We start from the raw sequence: 18776 nt of genomic DNA on the forward strand, positions 1-18776 counted from the left end.
TCTAGTTATTCTTTGGGCATGCGGGCTACCTCGTCCAGCGTTACCACGCGGTAGGTAATGCCCAAGTTGGCGGCGTTTTGCTCCACAGTGGTGGGGAATCCGGCTTTTTTGCGCCGCTCGTTCACTTGTGCAGCGTCTTTGATGGGCCACACAAAGGGCGGCTGGGGCTCGCGCTGGCCGGTGGCAGGATTGCGGGTATTGTACCCCAACGCCTGCGTGCCGTAGAGCTGCTGCTTCCCCTCGCGCATGAGCTGGCGGTCCAGCATCTGGCCATACAGGTAGAAGGGCAGCTCGCCACGCTTGGCTGCCTTTTTCATAAGCGGGAGGTAGCTTTTGATGTCGTCAGAATGCTGAATGACATACCAGGCGGCCTCGTTGGTAGGCGTGCCCACCAGCGTCTTGCCAGGATAGCCGTACTGTTTCAGAATAGCCCGCACCCGCACCTGGTTCGCCGAATCGGTTTGCTGCATGCGGCGGCCGATGTAGGGAAACAGCGCTTCCTTCGGCACGCCCAGCGCGGCGGCCAAAGAGTCGGGCTTGCGGCTTAGGCGCTGGTCAAACAGCATGCTTCGCCACCGCTGGTCAACGGCGTAAATGCTATCCAGTTCCCGCTTTAGGGCCGGGTTGAGGCGCGATTGGCCCAAAACCGAATGGGCGGCCGACAGCAGCAGAACAACCAAAACAACAATTTTCATAGGCAGCAAAAGAACAATCCCAGAGAGGCCGGCAAAAATAAACCCGGCCCGCTGCAACAGCGACGGGCCGGGTTCTAATCAACGGGCAAGCGCCCTGTTTATTTCTTGGGCTTGGTGCCCAGGTCGTTTTTGCTCACGCTTTCAATATTGCCGCTGCCCGTGGGGCGCGACTGCCCCGCGGTTTTGGTTTTAGAGCTGGAGCGCGAAGCCCGTGTAGGGCCGGTTGCGGGCGTAGTATCGGTTTTGCGGCCGGTGCGCTGCCCGGTGCCGGGCGAGTAGTTCGGGGTAATGGTTACGGGGCTGGTAGCTGGGCTGGCGTTGGTGCGGCTGCCGGCCCGGTCCGCGGCTGACGGAGAGCCGCTTCGGGAGTTAGGCGTCTGGGCCGAAGCGGTAGCAGTGCCAATGGCCAGAGCGGCCAGAATAAGAAGGTTTTTCATAACTGAAATCGGAAGGAAAATAGGTGGGATGCAATTACAACTGGCTCAGTTACGGCATTGTTGCTCCCACCGTTGGCAAATAATAGCTACCGTTCAGCTTACGCCGCCACCGGCTCTTCGCTGCCCAGCTCGGTCAGCACCCGCTTGGCCTGCTGAATAGAGCGCACTTCCTCAAACGTCACAATCAGCTGCTCCTTTTTCTCTTTCAAGCTGGCCGTGCGCGAGTGCGTCTGCACGTAGTTGAGGATGGTGCCGAACTGCTCGCCCTGGAAGTACTGCTTGTGGTCGTCGTCGGCCGGCAGGTAGCCCTTCAGGGTATCGCGTTTGAGGGTGATTTTGGTGAAGCCCGCCTTGCAGGCCTGCCAGCGCAGCCGAACAATGTCGGCCAGCTGCTCCACTTCGGGCGGCAGCGGACCAAACCGGTCCACCATGCTGGTGAGCAGCTTGCGCAACTCCTCGGGTTTCTGCGCGCGGTCGAGCTTGGCGTAGAGCTGCAGGCGTTCCGACACATTGCTCACGTACTTTTCCGGAATGAGGACTTGTTGGTCGGTTTCCACGTTGCATTCGTGCTGGCGGCTGGCACCCGCGGCCATTTGCAGGCGCTGGTTGGAGTCGCCCAAGAACAAGTCCCGGAACTCGGTTTCCTTCAGTTCCTGCACCGCCTCGTCCAGAATCTGGTGGTAAGTTTCGTAGCCCAGGTCATTGATAAAGCCCGACTGCTCGCCGCCCAGCAGGTTGCCGGCGCCGCGAATGTCCAGGTCGCGCATGGCCACGTTAAAGCCCGCGCCCAGGTCCGAAAACTCTTCCAGCGTGCTCAAGCGCTTACGGGCATCGGCGGGCAGCTGCGCCACTGGCGGCGTGAGCAGGTAGCAATACGCCTTGCGGTTGGAGCGGCCCACGCGGCCGCGCATCTGGTGCAGGTCGGAAAGACCGGCCAGATGGGCGCGGTTGATGATGATGGTGTTGGCGTTGGGAATGTCCAGGCCGCTTTCAATGATGTTCGTTGAAACCAGCACATCGTATTCGCCCTCCACAAATTTCATCATGCGCTTCTCCAGCATCTCGCCGTCCATCTGCCCGTGGGCGTAGGTGATTTTGGCATCGGGCACGAGGCGCAGAATAGTGCCGGCCATTTCCTCAATGTCCTTCACGCGGTTGTGCACAAAAAACACCTGCCCGCCGCGCTTCAGCTCCCGCGCCACTGCGTCACGAATCAGGATTTCATCATACACGTGCAACTCCGTGCTTACCGGCTGGCGGTTGGGCGGCGGCGTGGCAATCACGCTCAGGTCGCGGGCGCCCATCAGCGAGAAGTGCAGCGTACGCGGAATGGGCGTGGCCGAAAGCGTGAGCGTGTCCACGTTCACCTTCAGCTCCTTGAGCTTGTCCTTAGTCTTCACCCCAAATTTCTGCTCTTCATCAATAATGAGCAGCCCCAGGTCCTTGAACTTGATGTCCTTGTTAGTGAGTCGGTGCGTGCCAATTAGAATGTCGGTTTTCCCCTCAGCCACGCGCTGCAAGGTCTCTTTTATCTGCTTGGTCGACTTGAAGCGGTTGATGTACTCCACCGTCACCGGCAGCGTGGCCAGCCGGTCGCGGAAAGTCTTGTAGTGCTGCATGGCCAAGATGGTGGTAGGCACCAGCACGGCCGCCTGCTTGCCATCGGCTACGGCCTTGAAGGCCGCCCGAATGGCAATTTCCGTCTTGCCAAAACCCACGTCGCCGCAGACCAGCCGGTCCATGGGGTGGGGCTGCTGCATGTCCTGCTTCACATCTTCGGTGGCCTTGGCCTGGTCGGGCGTGTCTTCGTAAATAAAGCTCGATTCCAGCTCGGCCTGCATAAACCCATCGGGCGAGAAGGCGAAGCCGGGCGCCGTTTTGCGCTTGGCATACAGCCGAATCAGGTCGGCCGCAATGTCTTTCACCTTCTTCTTAACCGACTTTTTCTTGTTCTCCCACTCCGGTGAGCCCAGCTTGCTCATGGTGGGTGGCGCGCCCTCGGCCCCGCTGTACTTGGCAATCTTGTGCAGGGAGTGTATGCTTACCGTTAGCAAGTCATCATCCCGGTACACCAGCCGAATAGCCTCCTGAATCTGCCCATTGATTTCCACTTGCGTCAGGCCCGCAAAGCGCGCAATGCCGTAGTCCTGGTGCGTCACGTAGTCGCCGGGCTGCAGCGTTTTCAGCTCGCGCAGCGTCAGCGCCTTCTTCTTCGAAAACTTTTTCGTTTCCTGTGCCCGGTAATAGCGCTCAAACAGCTGGTGGTCGGTGTACACGGCCAGCTCCAGCTGCTCGTCCACGTAGCCTTCGCGCAGGGCCAGCAGCAAGTGCTGAAACTTCACGTTGTTGTCCAGCTCGTCAAAAATCGTCCGCAGGCGGTCGGCCTGCCGCACGGTGTCGGCGGTGATGATGGTGGTGAGATTTCGCAGCTGGTTTTCCTTGAGGTTCTTCACCATCCGCTCAAATTCCTTGTTGAAGCTGGGCTGCGGCTTGGCCGAAAACTGGAAGGTCTCCGCGTTCTTGAAATGAAACCGTTTGCCGAATTCCACCACGGCAAACTCGTCGAGCAGCTTCTTAAAGTTTTTGCCCGACTCAAACAAGTCGCCCGGCTTGCTCACGATTTGCATGCCGCCGGCCTCGCTCAGCATCTGCTGAAAGTTGGCCTCGGCTTTCTCAAACAGCTCCGTCACCACATCCAGCGTCTGGCGCACGTCTTTCAGCCAAATGCAGGCCGTCCGCGGCAGAAAGTCGAAGAATGCCTCGCGGGTTTCCGTCAGCATCTTGGTCTGCACGTTGGGAATGATGCTGATGCTGGGCCGTGGCTCCACCGAAAGCTGCGTTTCCGGGTTAAACGTCCGGATGCTCTCAATCTCATCGCCAAACAGCTCCAGCCGAAATGGCAGCTCATTCGCGTAGCTGAACACGTCCACGATGCCGCCGCGCACGGCGTACTGGCCGGCCTCATACACAAAATCCGTCTTCTCGAAATCGTACTCGCCCAGCAGCTCGCCCAGGAAGTTCACGTCCAGCTTGTCGCCCACCTTGGCGTTGAAGGTGTTCTTCACCAGGCTTTGGCGGTTGATAACCTTTTCCGTCAGCGCCTCTGGGTAGGTCACGATGAACACGCTGTTGCCCGTCGTAGCTGCGCGGGTCGTATTCAGCCGGTTCAGGGCCTCGGCGCGCATCAGCACGTTGGCGTTTTCCGTTTCGTCGAACTGATATGGCCGCTTGTAGGAGCTCGGAAACAGCAGCGCCTCGGGCCCCTCCGGCAGCAAGTGCTGCAGGTCGGACAGGAAGTAAGCCGCCTCGTCCTTGTCGTGCAGCACAAACACATGCGGGTGCTGGCCATGGGCCACGGCGGCCGCTACCACCGCATCTTGGCTGCCCACCAGGCCACGCAAATGCAGGCGCACGCTATTAGGTTCGGGCTTGGCGGCACCGCGCAAGCGCGCTGCCAGGGTTTGCAGCTCCGGAGAAAGACGATAGAGGCGGAGAAAATCAGCTACTTGCACAGAGAAAACGGCTTGCGAACAACAAATACAGTAGCCCGGCCGGAGAAATTCCGGTCGGGCAGGGGCTTACGATACAGCGTAGCCGAAGGTAAGGTTTCCGGAGCCCACCCGTAGCTTCGTGGTTTCGTTGTCGGCCGGGGCGTGGCCCAAGCTTAGTTGTCGGTTGCTTGTTGTCGGCTGTCAGGCAAACGTTGGCCAACAGATGCCTTTGCCAACTACGACAAACCTCAGTTCTGACAACCGACCTCTAGCACCAACCCCATGCGCGGCTCTTCTCACCTGGCCATTGGCCTCATCACCGGCGTGGCCATAGCGGGGCTGGTCCCGGGCACTCCGTTTTCGCTGCCCGGCATTGCCCTGGCCGGTTTTTCCAGCCTGGCCCCCGACCTCGACCACCCCGATAGCCGCCTCAGCAAGCGGTTAGGTTTCACCCAGAACTACGTGCGGTGGGCGTTTGCGGCGGGTGCCCTGCTGCTGGGTGCCTATGCCTACCTGCAACTGACCCCCGGCCCCGAGCAGCGGCTCTACTACACCGCGGCCCTGGCCTTCGGGCTCATTGGCGTAGGCATGCAGGGCGGCTCGGCGCGCCGGCTGGCGCTACTGTTCACGGGCCTGGGCACGGTGGTAGCCGGCCTCTACACCGAGCAATTGTGGCTAAGTTTATTGGGAACGTTTGTGGCGCTGGCGCCCTTCACTGCGCACCGCTCCTGGACGCACACCATCTGGGCCACCGCCCTCTGGACCTACATCGGCTACCTGGCCGAGAAGCACCTCGGCTGGAGTAGCGTAGCGCTGTTTGCCGGCGCTGGCTATGCGTCTCATCTGCTAGCCGATAGCCTGACCAAAGCTGGGGTCAGATGGTTTCTACCAGTCTTCGATTATTCTTTTAAACTTCCGCTAATTTCCACTGGCTCGGCTACCGGCAACCTGCTCGAAATAGCCATTTGCGCCGGCTACGGGCTGTTGGTTTTGGGGCTGGTCATCGGCAATATTGGTTTTTAAACGGTAGCGCCGCCGCCGCCGCGGGGTAATTGAGCCCAATTGCTTGCTGGCCTGCTGGCCCGTTCTGTTGCATAAGTCAGCCAATACCATTAGCTTCGCAGCAGATATGCCAGTTTATCAAGGCAGTGTTGTTATTGATTCGTATTACTATCCAGCGTTATCGATAGCCCCGGCCGTTCGGCATTCTATAAAGCCAAGCAATTATTATAACATCTAGTCGGGACGTGCTGCACACCGGACGCAGCTACCAGAACAAATAGTGCTATATCGATTGTCATGGACTTGCAGCAGGAGCACTTGTGCCCTGCTTTCGTGGCGATTCTACCCAATCCACACCATTTGTACCACCTAAAACGCTTTTCTAACTTTAATAAAAATCATTACCATGAACCAGATGAACAGCCCCTTAATTCGGGTTGGTGTCTTCTATGACGGCAACTATTTTCTAAAAATAAGCGACTATTACTATTTCCAGCACGAACGCAAGGCCCGCATCAGCCTGGAGGGACTACACGAATATATACGCCATCAAGTTGCTGAAGAAGAGGATGTAGATGTGCGCCTCGCACAGATTACCGATGCGCACTTTTTCCGCGGCCGCCTTTCCGCCACCGAAGCCCGCGACAAGGACCGCCTGTTCCATGACCGCCTGCTCGACGACATCCTGATGAACCTGGGCGTGCAAACGCACTACATGGCCCTGAAAACCCGCGACGGCCGCCTCCAGGAAAAAGGCATCGACGTGTGGCTCTCCCTCGAAGCCCTCGAACTGGCCCTGCACAAAACCCTCGACGTAGTGGTACTCATCGCCGGCGACAGCGACTACGTGCCCCTCATCCGCAAGCTCAACACCGTGGGCACCCGCGTGATGCTGCTGAACTGGGACTTCAAATACGAAGACTTCAAAGGCGAAACCCGCGTTACGCGCGCCTCGCAGCAGCTGCTGGAGCAGGTTACCTACCCCGTGGCCATGCACGACGTCATCGACCGCGGCCTGCAAACCCAGGACGAAGTAGTGGAAGCCCTGTTTGTGAACCAGTCGGAGCCTGCGGCGTTTGCCCCCAGCACCGCCTCGGCCCCCAAGCTGGTGCGCCCCACCGGTCCCACCGCCGCCGGCCCCGTGGGCACGCTGGGCATGAGCACCATCAAAAACCTGAAGAACGGCTTCGGTTTCGTGGTAATGCCGCCCAACAACCTGTTCTTCAGCTACGCCGACCTCACCGAGGGCGACTTCAACGACCTGCGCGAAGGCGATTGGGTGGAGTTCACCGTGGGCCGCAACCACCGCGACGAGGACTGCGCCCGCAACGTGCGCAAAGTAGCCGCCCCGCAGCTCAGTGATATGGAAGACGAGTACGAGCCCGTCATCGTGCACGCCGCCACCGCCGAGCTGTAAAGCCAGAAATTAAAAAGTTAGAATTTGAAAAGCTCGTCTGGATTTCCAGGCGAGCTTTTTTTCTGGGCATCCCGCTCTCAGCTCATCACCAGCTTCGCGAAGTCCCGCTTATCGGCGGGGTAGCGGTTGAAGGTGCCCAGGCCGCGGGCCACGGCCACGTCTTCCTTGCCCTCGGCCACGCGGTAAATCACGCAGCTGCTCACCACCAGCTTTTTGCCGGTGTGGTCTACCAAGCCCTTTGCCACCAACACATCGTGTAGGTGCACCGCGTGCAGGTAGTTCATCTTGAACTCCACCGTCGACACAAACTCCAGGCTGGTGAAAGCCAGCGAAAGTGCGGCTGCCCCCAGGGCGGCATCCATTAGCCCAGCAAGCACGCCGCCGTGGCAGGTGTTAGGGGAGGAGAGGTGTTCTTCCCTCACCGTCATGCGGTACTCGGCCTGGCCGGGGGCGGGCACGCGCAGGTCCATGCCGTTGGCTTGGCCGTAGCGGTTCATGGCATTGTAAGCGGCTACCATGGCGGCCAGGTCGGGAATGTGGCGGGTTACGGAGTTGGTTTCGGACACAGAGTTGGACGAAAAATCTAATAAAATGAATTGAACTAGCAATTGTGCCGAAAATCAGCTTCATTTACCAAACATAAGCGAGCTTCTGCTGGCCTCCCTACCTACGTTTCTGCTATTTGCCCCAATCATGCCTGTTTTGCCGCTCACTTTCGCTGAATTCTACCCGCGCTACCTTCGTGAGCACAGCAAGCGCGGTACCCGCGTGCTGCATTTCATAGGAACTACGCTATTTTTAATTTCTTTGGTAACGCTGACCATAACCGGGCAGTGGGGATGGCTCGTGGCGGGCATTTTGGCCGCCTATGGTTTTGCGTGGGTGGGCCACTTTTTTGTCGAGCGCAACCGCCCGGCTACGTTCCAGCATCCGTGGTTTTCCCTACTCGGCGATTTCCGCATGTACGCCGACCTGTGGAGCGGCCGCGAGAAATTCTAGGACCCGCTTTAGAGTTGCTTTCGCATCAAAAAATGCGGAATCACTCCAAACAGCGTATGCGAAGGCGCTACCACCGCGTAGCCCAGCCGCTCATAGAAGCCCACCGCTGACTCGCGGGAGTGCAGCACAATTTCGGAAAGGCCGGTTGCCCGTGCCTGGGTTTCCAGTGCGGCCATTATCTGGCGGCCCAGGCCCATGCCCGCGGCCTGGGCCGCCACTGCCATGAACCGAACCTGCCCCTGCCGGGCCGTGGTGGGCTGCAACATGCCCACCGCCAGGGCCACGGGGTGTTCGCTGGTGTCGGCTTCCAACAGCAGGGCGTGAATGGTGCCGGGCTCCTCGTCGGCGGGGCTGCGTTCCGAGCCGCGGGGCTGCTGCCAGGGCTCGCGGAGCACCGTGTAGCGTAACTCGTAATAGGCGTCCCACTCGGCAGGCGTGCGGGGCGGGCGGACGGGTGAATTGGACATAAACTGAACCGTGGATAAAAGCACGCAACCATGGCGGAGTTGGGCCGTTACCTTTGCGCCCGGCCCCGGCCGATTACTCATTTCAAAACTACGCCCCACTCCGCTATGGCATCCTTCGACATCGTGAGCAAAGTAGACCCGCAAACCTTGGAAAACGCGGTGAACACGGCTCAAAAAGAACTCCAGACCCGCTACGACCTCCGCGACACGAAGGGCGGCATCGAGCTAAATAAAAAGGAAAACACGATTCTGCTGTCGTCGGAAAACTCCATGCGCCTCAAAGCGCTGGAAGACATCCTGCTCGGCCGCGTGGTGAAGCAGGGCATCGACGGCACCAGCCTCGACTTCTCGGCCGACGAGCAGGCGGCCGGGGCCTTGGTAAAGAAAACCATCAAGGTGCGCGCCGGCGTCGACAAAGACTTTGGCCGCAAAATCATCAAGGCCATCAAAGACGCCAAGGTGAAAGTAGAAGCCCAGATGCAGGACGACCAAGTGCGGGTAACGGCCAAGAAAATCGACGACCTGCAGGCGGCCATTGCCGTGCTCCGCAAAACCGACATCGGCCTGCCGCTGCAGTTCGTGAACATGAAATCCTAGTTCTTCAGCACCGCTACTTCACCACCTCCTTACCTTCATTATTTACATTAATGTACGATTTCGGTGCCTTTGCCCAGGCAGCTACTTGGGTTAGCTTGCTTACCCTCACGTTTATGGAGGTTGTGTTGGGGATAGACAACATCATTTTCATCTCCATTGTGGTGGGCCGCCTGCCGCAGGAGCAGCAAGCCCGCGGCCGCACCATTGGCCTGCTTCTGGCCCTGGTGTTTCGGGTGGGCCTGCTGCTGAGCATCTCGTGGATTGTGGGGCTGAGGACTTCTTTGTTCGACCTCAACCTGCCGTGGATGGACGAGCCCTTTGGAGTGACGGGCCGCGACTTGATTCTACTGGCTGGCGGCCTGTTCCTCATCTACAAGAGCACCACCGAAATCCATAACAAGCTGCAGGGCGATGAAGACCACGAAAGCGGCGTAGGCGGCAAGCAGGTGACGATGGGCAACATCATTTTTCAAATCATCCTCATCGACATCGTTTTCAGCTTTGACTCCATCCTTACGGCCGTGGGCTTGGTCGACAACGTGCTGGTGATGATTGCGGCCGTGGTAGTGGCCATGGGCATTATGCTGGCATTCAGCGGTGTAGTGGCAGGTTTTGTGAATAATAACCCCACCATCAAAATGCTGGCTCTGTCGTTCCTCATAATGATTGGTTTCATGCTGGTGATGGAGTCGGCCCACAAAGAGATTGAGAAAGGCTACCTCTATTTCGCCATGGCCTTCTCGCTCACGGTGGAACTGCTGAACCTGCGGCTCCGCAAAAAGAGCAAGCCCGTGCAGCTGCGCGATTCGCAATACGACTAGCACTGTTCTACAGCGCGCCAACTGGCCGACACAACGCCCATTGAGTGCGTTGTGTCGGCCTTTCTGTTTGGGTAGTACCCGCCAAGCTTTCGGAGAACTTACAGCAGGATTTGGAATGCCGTAAGCACCAGCAGCAGCACCGCTGCTACGGAGACCACCAAGCGGTAGTCGTTTTTGAGTTGGGGTGTCAAGCCGAGCGCCGCCATTAGCAACAGCCCCAGCCAGAGGAGTTTCTTCTTGCCTTCGTAAATGGAAGAGATGGGGTACTCGCGCTGGTAATAGGAGGGCCGGGCCGAAACAGCGATTCCCAATAGAGGAGTGCGCCGCACCACGACCCGGGCGCCGTTGGGCAGGTCGTTGTAGAGGGTGAACGTGCCCCGGTCCGTCTCGTGAACGGTTTTTTGGTAAGAACCCTGGTCGGTATAGATGTAGGTGGTTTCGTTGCGAACGACCGTCTCGGTATTCTCGCTAGCCAGGAAATAGTCCAGCGTCAGGCTGGCGCACAGCAGCAGCGAAACCAGGAGCAGCGGGCGCAGCAAGCGCATGGTCCACGCATAGGCTTTTGCGTGGCGAACGGTGAAGGGGACGTGGGCGGGCTCGAAGCGGGTGGCCCAGGCGGTGCTGCGGGCAACTTCGCGGGCGCGTTCGGGCCAGGCAGGCCGGGCTAATTTGGAACCCGGCTGAATGTTGGCGTCGTAAGCAACGCGCCGCGACGGGTCGCTCAGGACTTCGTAGGCGGCATTGATGGCAAAATACCGCGCATGCGCCTGTGGGTCGGGCGTGCGGTCGGGGTGCGTAATAAATACCAGCCGGCGGTAAGACCGTCGAATTTCGGCTAATGAGGCATTCTCGGGCAACTCCAATACCTGGTAGTGTGTCATCAAGGACAAAATGCTAAAGGGCAGCGGAATCGTTTGCGAGGGTAAGTACAAGCGCGGTTTGGTCGAGCACCCGCTGCTGTACCAACTCGAGCATGCGCCGATTCAGCTCAGACCGATGCTGGCGATAAAAAATGTACTCCCCAGCGCTGAAGACGCCGCTTACCAATCCCACCACGGTGTAGCGAAGCTTGGTGTTGCGACCCAGCAACTCAGCCAGCAGCCGCTGCTGATCGGTGCCGCTGGCTTTGGCCAAGGGAATGTGGTGGTCAAGTACAAAATCTGCTACGATGGCCAGCAGCAGCATGTTTTGCATTTTTAGCACCGGGCGCAGCGTGGTGTGCAAAAAGGCTCCTACCGTGCCGGGCTCTACCGTGGCCGTGGGCACCGACGGGCGCATGGCCAACAGGGCTGCATCGGGGCGAACATCGGAATCAGAAAGCATACAAACGAAGAGAAGTTGGGAAGCGCAGCTAGTCAGGCAACAAAAGAAGGTCAGCCCTTAACGCGTTTTGGAGATAAGTGGTCGAAGTACCTGCCTTGGCCAAAGAAGGATTCGCATCAAAAGCCATACCCGAAACTGCTCGGGCCGTGCATCAAGCTCAGTCAGAGGCTCAGGTACTTGCTGCCCAGAAGCCGAAGGGGCCACAAGAACGCGCAAACATGCGGAAAGCGCACCATTGGTGGTGGCCTGCCGCTTTTACACCACCCCCAGCTTCACCAGCGCATCCCAGAGGACCACGCCCGCGGCCACGCCCACATTCAGCGAGTGCTTGGTGCCAAACTGGGGGATTTCCACGGCCAGGTCGCACAGGGCCAGCACGGCGTCGTCGACGCCAAACACCTCGTTGCCGAGCACCAGCGCCAGCGGCCGGCCCGGTTCCGGCTGGAAGTTGGGCAACGACACGCTGCCCGTGGTTTGCTCCACGGCCACTACCTGGTAGCCTGCTGCTTTCAGCGCCGCCACGACCGCGGTGGTTTCTGCGGCAAATTCCCAGGCCACCGACGTCTCGCTGCCCAGGGCCGTTTTGGTGATTTCGCGGTGCGGTGGCCGCCCCGTGATGCCGCAGAGCCATATTTTCTCCAGGGCAAAGGCATCGGCCGTGCGGAACACCGCCCCCACATTGTGCAGGCTGCGCACGTTGTCGAGCACCAATACCACCGGGCTTTTGGGCGTACTTTTGAAGTCAGCTACCGCCATCCGGTTTAGCTCGGCCATTGTCAGTTTTCGCATGGTCAGTAGCGCGAACTTTGTAGTTCGCGTTTTCGGTTTTAACGTTATTAATTCGCCGTTTTGGGCCTCTAAGTGCTTGGCGCCGCGTGCGAGCTTGGTTGCTTGGCGCTGATTTCTTTTCAAAAACGCGAACCGCAAAGTTCGCGCTACTTCGCTACTCCGCTTTGTCTGCAACCGCTGCTCCCAAAAAACAATTTGTCATCAAGTCCGTCGGGCCCGACCACATCGCGCCCGGCTCGCCCGTCGACACGCCCCTGATGAAGCAGTACTACCTGCTCAAGCAGCAGCACCCCGGCGCGGTGCTCTTGTTCCGGGTGGGCGACTTTTATGAGACGTTTGGCGAGGATGCCGTCACGGCCAGCCGCATTCTCGACATCACGCTCACCAAGCGCGGCGGTGGCACACCCAATGAAATTGCCCTGGCCGGCTTCCCCCACCACGCCCTCGACAACTACCTCCCCAAGCTGGTGCGGGCCGGCCAGCGCGTGGCCATCTGCGACCAGCTCGAAGACCCCAAACAGGCCAAGGGCTTGGTGAAGCGCGGCATTACGGAGCTGGTAACGCCCGGCGTGAGCATGCACGACAACGTGCTCGAGCGCCGCTCCAACAACTATCTCGCCGCCATTCACTTTGGCAAAGCCGAAGCCGGCATTTCCTTCCTCGACATCAGCACCGGCGAGTTTTTGGTGGCTCAGGGCACCCTGGATTACCTGGGCAAGCTATTGCAGAACTTCAGCCCCGCCGAAGTGCTGTTTTGCAAGAAAAGCCGCAATGAGTTCGAGCAGCACTTCGGCCCCGACTTCTGCACTTATGCCCTCGACGAATGGGTTTTTGGCAACGACTACGCCCACGACACCCTCACCCGCCACTTCAAAACCACCTCGCTGAAAGGCTTTGGAGTTGACACCTTGAAGGAGGGCATCATCGCCGCCGGCTGCATCCTGCACTACCTAGCCGAAACCAAGCACTCCGACCTGGGCCACGTGGCCAGCTTGGGCCGCCTGGAGGAAGACAAGTACGTGTGGCTCGACCGTTTCACGGTGCGCAACCTGGAGCTGGTGCACGCCCAGCACCCCGGCGGCGTGCCCCTCATCGACGTGCTCGACCAGACGCTGACGCCCATGGGCGCCCGGCTGCTGCGCAAGTGGATAGTGCTGCCCCTGAAGGAAGTCAGCCAGATTCAGCGTCGCCTCGACACCGTGGCCGCCCTGGTGGCCGATGAGGAGTTGCTGGCTGACCTGACCCAACACCTGCGTCAGATAAACGACCTCGAGCGCCTCATCAGCAAAGTGGCCGTGCGCCGCGTGAACCCGCGCGAGCTGCTGCAGCTGGCCCGGGCTCTGGAGGCCATTGCTCCGATGCGGGAGCGTCTGGCCGCCTCCGGGGTAAAAGCTCTCGAAAAGCTGGCTGACCAGCTCAATCCCTGCGCCAACCTGCGGCAGGAAATCCTCGCCAAAATCAAGCCTGACGCGCCCTTGCTCACCAACCAGGGCGGCGTGCTGAACCCCGGCATCGACGCCGAGCTGGACGAGCTGCGGGCGCTGGCCTTCTCCGGCAAGGACTACTTGCTGCAACTCCAGCAGCGTGAGCAGCGCAGCACTGGCATCTCGTCGCTCAAAGTCGCTTACAACAAGGTGTTTGGTTACTACCTCGAAGTCACCAACGCCCACAAAGACAAGGTGCCCGTCGAGTGGATTCGCAAGCAAACCTTGGTAAATGCCGAGCGCTACGTAACCGAAGAGCTGAAAACCTACGAGGAGAAAATTCTCAACGCCGAAGAACAGCTCTTCGCCATCGAGCAGCGCATCTATACCGATTTGGTGCTGGCGGCGCTCGACTTCGTTCCCCAAATCCAGCAGAATGCCCGCGCCATCGGTGTTACGGACTGCCTCGCCAGCTTTGCCCTTACGGCCCGGCAGCAGCGCTATGTGCAACCCGTGGTGAACGACGGCACCGTACTCGACATTCGCGCCGGCCGCCATCCCGTGATTGAGCGCCAGCTGCCGCCCGGCGAAAGCTATATTCCCAACGACATCTGCCTTAACCAGGACGAGCAGCAGATTGTAGTAATAACTGGCCCCAACATGGCCGGCAAGTCGGCTCTGCTGCGCCAGACGGCCCTCATTGTGCTGCTGGCCCAAATCGGTTCCTTTGTGCCCGCCGACGCGGCCACCGTGGGTATCATCGACAAGATTTTTACCCGCGTAGGTGCCTCCGACAACCTGAGCAAGGGCGAAAGCACCTTCATGGTGGAGATGACCGAAACCGCTTCCATTCTCAACAACCTCTCCGACCGAAGCCTCGTGCTGATGGACGAAATTGGCCGCGGTACCAGCACCTACGACGGCATCAGCATTGCCTGGGCCATTGTGGAGCACCTGCACAACAACCCCAAAGCCAAGGCCAAAACCCTCTTTGCCACCCACTACCACGAGCTCAACCAGTTGGCTGACGACTGCCCGCGTGTCCGCAACTACAACGTGGCCGTGAAGGAGGCCGATGGCCGCATCCTGTTCCTGCGCAAGTTGCAGGCCGGCGGGTCCGAGCACAGCTTCGGCATCCACGTGGCCCGGCTGGCGGGCATGCCCACTTCCGTAGTGCTGCGCGCCAACGAAATCATGCACCACCTCGAAGTGGAGCGCACTAGCGCCGGAGCCGAAGACAGCGTGCCCACCGAGTTCGATGACCTATTAGACAATTTGAGCAAGAGCAACGGCCACCGCAACGCCCCGCCCAACCTTGCGAATGCGCCAGAAGCAGCCGTGGGCGCCGAAGCGGTTGCCGCAGTTCCACGGCCGCGGGCTACCTCAGCCGTCGCCACTGCCCCGCGCCCTACCGTGCAGCTCAGCATGTTTGAGCCCTCGGACCCGGCATTGGAGCGTATTCGTGAGCTACTCCAGCACCTCGACATTAACACCCTGACGCCCATCGAAGCCTTAATGAAGCTCAACGAGCTGAAGCTGACCTTGGGGAGGTAAGAAATTTTTCGGCCTGAAAATGAAGCGGAAAGGCCCGCCAGGTGAAAATTTATATCCCTGGTACTTGCTTCGCCAAAAAAGCCCCTTACCTTTGTCGAACCATTCAGCGCTATGAAAGTAGCAATGAACCTCCCGCGAGAGTAGCTCAGTTGGTAGAGCGCGACCTTGCCAAGGTCGAGGTCGCGAGTTCGAACCTCGTCTCCCGCTCCAAGTTAGAAAAAAGACGTTGCTTTACCGCAACGTCTTTTTTTTATGTTCTTTTCTGTGCATGGCTGCTCCGCTCAAATCTCGCGTTACAGATGAAGAGTTTAGGCTGGTTGTCGCACAGTCTTTTTCCGTAGCGGAAGTCATTGCCCAGTTAGGGTTGGTGCCAGCAGGAGGAAATTATAAGACTGTGTACACCCGTATTAAGAGACTGGAATTACCTATAACACACTTTACCGGCAGCGGATGGAACGTTGGACGACGTTTTCGACAGTTCGGCAAACCTTTTTCTTGGGACAAAATTCTCGTTAAAAACTCAACCTATACATCAACATTTCGGCTCCGCAACAGGTTGATTTTGCATGGTTTGAAAGAGCATCGTTGCGAACAATGCAAGCTGGCAGAGTGGCAAGGGACTCTCATTCCGCTTGAGTTACATCACATCAATGGCATCAATAACGACCATTGTCTTGCTAACTTGCAGTTGCTTTGCCCCAATTGCCATGCCTTAACAGACACCTATCGGGGCAAAAATCAAGCACGAGCCGGAGTGGTGGAATAGGTAGACACGCGACACTTAAAATGTCGTTTCCGTAAGGAAGTACGGGTTCGATTCCCGTCTCTGGTACTAAAAAGGCCGGTCGCTTCCCAGGAAGCAACCGGCCTTTTTTTGCGTCTGCAATTTACTAAGAGCGGTTACCCTGTGGCCCGAAACCGGCCCTCATCAGCACGTAAAGGCCAGCTACCGGGAGCGGGCTTACAATGAAGTCCAGCAGCTGGCGGCTGAGTCGGTAGGCCCAGGCACTGTTGCCGGTGAGCTTGTTGAGCAGGACCATGGCAACGTATACGGCCAAGGTTACCGCGTAAAGCCGCAGCGCAAGCCGCCAGGCAGCAGGAGGGAGCAGAATGCGGAGCAGCAGCAAGCAAGTGCTTAAATAAAGCACCGCATACGTGGCCACAGCGGGCAGGAAGCGTTTGGTAATGCCTCCATCAATCCCCTGCTGCAGGGTTTGGGCCGAACGACTCAGGCCTAGGCTTGCCATCAGGCTTTGCCAAAATTTAGTAAGGGCTTGCAGAACAGGCTCGTCGAAGACGCCAATCAGGAACAGTACCCCTACTAAAAGGCCCGCAACGACCCACTTTCCATAGCGCACGATGCCGGATTTTGGAGCAATGTGGCCAGGCTGTTTAAGCACGGAGAGCATCGGTGGAGGAACGAGGCGTGCTGGAGCTTTGGGCGGGAATAGCCAAGCGCTTTGCCCACAGCATCCAAAGCCCGAATATGAAACCGTACACTACAAAAGTGAAGGTGTAGTGGTGGTTGAAATCGACTGACTGCTGGGAATAATAATGGTTGATGGCCAACGCCGCCACCCGCACAACATTCAGGCACCAGATAAGCACAATGCCCGCGGGAATGTACCACAGCTTACGCAGCCAGGGCCCCGGAAAAGCTGCCACAAATCCCGCAAACAGCATGTATAGCACCAACCCATTGCACGGAGCTCCTATTACCACCGCGGGCTTGCCGCTCATCATAACGAGCGTAGAAAGCTCGGGGCTAATCGTGGCTTTGAAACCTAATAGCTGCAGTAGGCCTACTCCAGCCGCAGTTATCTGCGCGCAAAGTGCGGTATCGAGCCGGCCGTCGGGCTTCAGCCACTGCTCGTAGCCAAAAAACCACAAGAGAAATAGTGCTGCAGCAATAAACAGAAACCGATAGAGTAGGCGGTTGCCGGAAGGAGCCGGGCTGATGGTTACCGTAGACATAGACCGAAGCAATAAAATAGAAAGCAATTATCAACAAAAAAGCGGCTCTTCCTTTCGAGAGAGCCGCTTTTAAACGTACACCAGGAGTTACGCCTTGCGCCGACGGTTGCGAAGATGCTTTGCGCCGTAGGCAATGCCACCAGCCAGCAACAGAGAGATGCCGCCATCAATGGGAATCTCGGTAGGGTTGGTGGGTGTGGTGCCGCCAGGCTCAGGACCGCCGCTGCCAGGCTGGGCCACAGCTACTGCAGTAGCGACCAAAACAAGGAATAAGCTGGGCAATAAATTGTTTAGCAGAAATGATTTCATACTCGAAGGCTAAGTGGGTTTAGTAAGGAGGCAGCGTTGGCGACAGTAGCAAAGATAAAAACACTTATCCATAAGCCAGTTCTGTTTCAATCAGGAACTGGGTAAGCACGAGTTATCTTAACTACTTATGCCACACCTACGTGTTTGGGGCCTAATTGGTTTGCAGGGCGCTAGCGAAGAGAATAAAAGCCTGCTTTAGAAAGCCAGAATGCTATAAATGAGATAACAGTGATTGCCATGGTGCTGACTGGAATGGCAGTGAGTATTTGACGCTATTCCACCTCCTCGCGTGCATCAGCCAGCAGCTGATTTGAATACTGCTGGTGAAAAGAACGACCCATTAGCCTACACCAGCGGGCTTGTTTAACGAGTCCCCGTATGGTAGCACATCGGCCTTGTGCCTACCTTGCGGTTGTCGTCCTGCCCGTTTTTATCTATGCTTCCTGCTTCTGACGCTTCTGCTTCTTCGGCTGCTCCCGTTGACTATCATCCCCTCATTCGCCAGGTGTTCGCCGAAATGGGCAAAGTCGTGGTGGGGCAGCAGCCGCTGCTTAGCCGCTTGCTGATTGGCTTGTTTACGGGCGGCCACATTTTGCTGGAAGGAGTGCCGGGACTAGCCAAAACCCTCACCATTTCAACCCTGGCCAAGGTCCTGCACCTGCACTTTCAACGCGTGCAGTTCACGCCCGATTTGCTGCCTTCCGATTTGGTAGGCACCATGATTTATAATCAGAATCAATCGGTGTTTGAGGTGAAAAAAGGGCCCATTTTCGCTAATCTGGTGCTGGCAGATGAAATCAACCGCTCGCCGGCCAAGGTGCAAAGCGCCCTGCTCGAAGCCATGCAGGAAAAGCAGGTAACCATTGGCGAGACTACGTACCCGCTCGACCTGCCCTTTCTGGTGCTGGCCACTCAAAACCCCGTAGAGCAGGAAGGCACTTACCCGCTGCCCGAAGCACAGGTCGACCGCTTCATGCTGAAGGTGCATGTCGATTATCTTAAAAAAGCCGACGAGTTGGAGGTGATGCGCCGCATGGCCAACCTCAGCTTTGTGGAAGACGTACAACCCGTGCTCACGCAGGCCGATATCTTCGGCATCCGGCAGCAAATCAATCGGGTGCAGATTTCCGAGACGTTGGAGAAATACCTCATCGAACTCGTGTTTGCCACCCGCCGCCCGGCCGACTACGACCTGCCCGAGTTTTCGCAGGCTGTTCAGTTTGGTGCCAGCCCCCGGGCCAGCATTGCCCTGCATCGTGCATCCAAAGCCGTGGCATACTTAGAAGGCCGTGACTACGTGCTGCCCGAAGACATCAAAGAAGTGGCCTCCGACGTGCTCAACCACCGCATCTTACTCACCTACGAGGCCGAAGCGGATGGCATTCGGACCAAGGATTTAATCGAAGCCATTCTGCGCAAAGTGCCGATTAGCTAAAGCGCCCGCGGTTATTGAACAGGTTCCGGACAGTATTGTATG

General features: G+C 58.1%; 19 protein-coding genes and 2 tRNA genes. 10 read left to right on the plus strand and 11 right to left on the minus strand.

From position 1 onward, the window contains the following. Positions 1-5 precede the first annotated feature (5 nt). From BMZ66_RS10890 to mfd, 3 genes are all read right to left on the minus strand, one after another. On the minus strand, positions 6-695 hold the full coding sequence (locus tag BMZ66_RS10890; protein ID WP_092672393.1) for a DUF6624 domain-containing protein: 690 nt from the start codon (positions 693-695) through the stop codon (positions 6-8). A gap of 98 nt (positions 696-793) precedes the next feature. After that, entirely contained in the window at positions 794-1132 is a 339-nt protein-coding gene (locus tag BMZ66_RS10895; RefSeq protein ID WP_092672396.1) for a hypothetical protein, read from the minus strand. Positions 1133-1230: 98 nt separating this feature from the next. Beyond that, positions 1231-4644, minus strand: a complete 3414-nt coding sequence (gene mfd / locus BMZ66_RS10900) for a transcription-repair coupling factor (protein WP_092672399.1) — start codon at positions 4642-4644, stop codon at positions 1231-1233. A 261-nt stretch (positions 4645-4905) separates the two neighbouring features. On the opposite strand from mfd, the gene BMZ66_RS10905 reads away from it, so the two are divergent. Continuing rightward, positions 4906-5646, plus strand: coding sequence for a metal-dependent hydrolase (locus BMZ66_RS10905; RefSeq protein WP_092672402.1), 741 nt, complete (start codon positions 4906-4908; stop codon positions 5644-5646). A gap of 394 nt (positions 5647-6040) precedes the next feature. Continuing rightward, positions 6041-7042, plus strand: coding sequence for an NYN domain-containing protein (locus BMZ66_RS10910; protein WP_369407590.1), 1002 nt, complete (start codon positions 6041-6043; stop codon positions 7040-7042). Between the two features lie 77 nt (positions 7043-7119). Here BMZ66_RS10910 and BMZ66_RS10915 read toward each other — a convergent pair whose 3' ends face one another. Continuing rightward, positions 7120-7608 (minus strand): PaaI family thioesterase, encoded by a 489-nt coding sequence (locus BMZ66_RS10915; protein WP_234795058.1) that lies wholly within the window; start codon positions 7606-7608, stop codon positions 7120-7122. A gap of 127 nt (positions 7609-7735) precedes the next feature. Between BMZ66_RS10915 and BMZ66_RS10920 the strand changes: the two genes are divergently transcribed. Continuing rightward, a complete protein-coding gene (locus BMZ66_RS10920) occupies positions 7736-8041 on the plus strand; it encodes an Mpo1-like protein (protein WP_092672408.1) in 306 nt (101 codons plus the stop codon). Positions 8042-8049: 8 nt separating this feature from the next. Here BMZ66_RS10920 and BMZ66_RS10925 read toward each other — a convergent pair whose 3' ends face one another. After that, the gene (locus tag BMZ66_RS10925) at positions 8050-8508 is read right to left on the minus strand and encodes a GNAT family N-acetyltransferase (RefSeq protein ID WP_177204690.1); all 459 of its coding nucleotides are present in this window, start codon (positions 8506-8508) and stop codon (positions 8050-8052) included. A gap of 105 nt (positions 8509-8613) precedes the next feature. Here BMZ66_RS10925 and BMZ66_RS10930 point away from each other — a divergent pair, with 105 nt between their 5' ends. After that, positions 8614-9105, plus strand: coding sequence for a YajQ family cyclic di-GMP-binding protein (locus tag BMZ66_RS10930; protein ID WP_092672414.1), 492 nt, complete (start codon positions 8614-8616; stop codon positions 9103-9105). A 50-nt stretch (positions 9106-9155) separates the two neighbouring features. After that, entirely contained in the window at positions 9156-9926 is a 771-nt protein-coding gene (locus BMZ66_RS10935; RefSeq protein WP_092672417.1) for a TerC family protein, read from the plus strand. Positions 9927-10024: 98 nt separating this feature from the next. Here the strand turns inward: BMZ66_RS10935 and BMZ66_RS10940 are convergent, their stop codons facing one another. From BMZ66_RS10940 to BMZ66_RS10950, 3 genes are all read right to left on the minus strand, one after another. Then, positions 10025-10807: a J domain-containing protein gene (locus BMZ66_RS10940; RefSeq protein WP_092672420.1), complete on the minus strand. Its 783-nt coding sequence runs from the start codon at positions 10805-10807 to the stop codon at positions 10025-10027. Between the two features lie 13 nt (positions 10808-10820). Beyond that, entirely contained in the window at positions 10821-11249 is a 429-nt protein-coding gene (locus BMZ66_RS10945) for a hypothetical protein (protein WP_092672423.1), read from the minus strand. Positions 11250-11504: 255 nt separating this feature from the next. Next, on the minus strand, positions 11505-12038 hold the full coding sequence (locus tag BMZ66_RS10950) for an RNA methyltransferase (protein ID WP_092672427.1): 534 nt from the start codon (positions 12036-12038) through the stop codon (positions 11505-11507). Positions 12039-12295: 257 nt separating this feature from the next. Here BMZ66_RS10950 and mutS point away from each other — a divergent pair, with 257 nt between their 5' ends. The 4 genes from mutS to BMZ66_RS10965 all read left to right on the plus strand — a co-directional run bounded on the left by mutS (position 12296) and on the right by BMZ66_RS10965 (position 15848). Next, on the plus strand, positions 12296-15016 hold the full coding sequence (gene mutS / locus BMZ66_RS10955) for a DNA mismatch repair protein MutS (RefSeq protein WP_092673060.1): 2721 nt from the start codon (positions 12296-12298) through the stop codon (positions 15014-15016). 134 nt (positions 15017-15150) lie between these two features. Continuing rightward, positions 15151-15226: transfer RNA gene (locus BMZ66_RS10960), tRNA-Gly, on the plus strand. A gap of 58 nt (positions 15227-15284) precedes the next feature. Beyond that, positions 15285-15782 carry an HNH endonuclease signature motif containing protein gene (locus tag BMZ66_RS25110; protein WP_143080154.1) on the plus strand — a complete coding sequence of 166 codons (498 nt, stop codon included), beginning with the start codon at positions 15285-15287 and terminating at the stop codon, positions 15780-15782. Next, positions 15765-15848: transfer RNA gene (locus BMZ66_RS10965), tRNA-Leu, on the plus strand. Before BMZ66_RS25110 ends, BMZ66_RS10965 begins: the two co-directional genes overlap by 18 nt. Positions 15849-15906: 58 nt before the next feature. On the opposite strand, the gene BMZ66_RS10970 is transcribed toward BMZ66_RS10965, so the two are convergent. From BMZ66_RS10970 to BMZ66_RS10980, 3 genes are all read right to left on the minus strand, one after another. Next, entirely contained in the window at positions 15907-16416 is a 510-nt protein-coding gene (locus tag BMZ66_RS10970; protein ID WP_143080155.1) for an XrtX-associated membrane protein, read from the minus strand. Further along, entirely contained in the window at positions 16409-16990 is a 582-nt protein-coding gene (xrtX, locus tag BMZ66_RS10975; protein ID WP_092672435.1) for an exosortase X, read from the minus strand. The genes BMZ66_RS10970 and xrtX overlap by 8 nt, the downstream gene beginning before the upstream one ends. An 87-nt stretch (positions 16991-17077) precedes the next feature. After that, complete coding sequence (locus tag BMZ66_RS10980) at positions 17078-17299, minus strand: PID-CTERM protein-sorting domain-containing protein (protein ID WP_092672438.1); 222 nt, start codon at positions 17297-17299, stop codon at positions 17078-17080. A gap of 436 nt (positions 17300-17735) precedes the next feature. Between BMZ66_RS10980 and BMZ66_RS10985 the strand changes: the two genes are divergently transcribed. After that, positions 17736-18734 carry an AAA family ATPase gene (locus BMZ66_RS10985; RefSeq protein ID WP_092672441.1) on the plus strand — a complete coding sequence of 333 codons (999 nt, stop codon included), beginning with the start codon at positions 17736-17738 and terminating at the stop codon, positions 18732-18734. The last annotated feature ends 42 nt before the right edge of the window (positions 18735-18776 follow it).

Origin of the sequence: Hymenobacter arizonensis (assembly GCF_900115775.1) — a bacterium.
Lineage (GTDB): Bacteria > Bacteroidota > Bacteroidia > Cytophagales > Hymenobacteraceae > Hymenobacter > Hymenobacter arizonensis.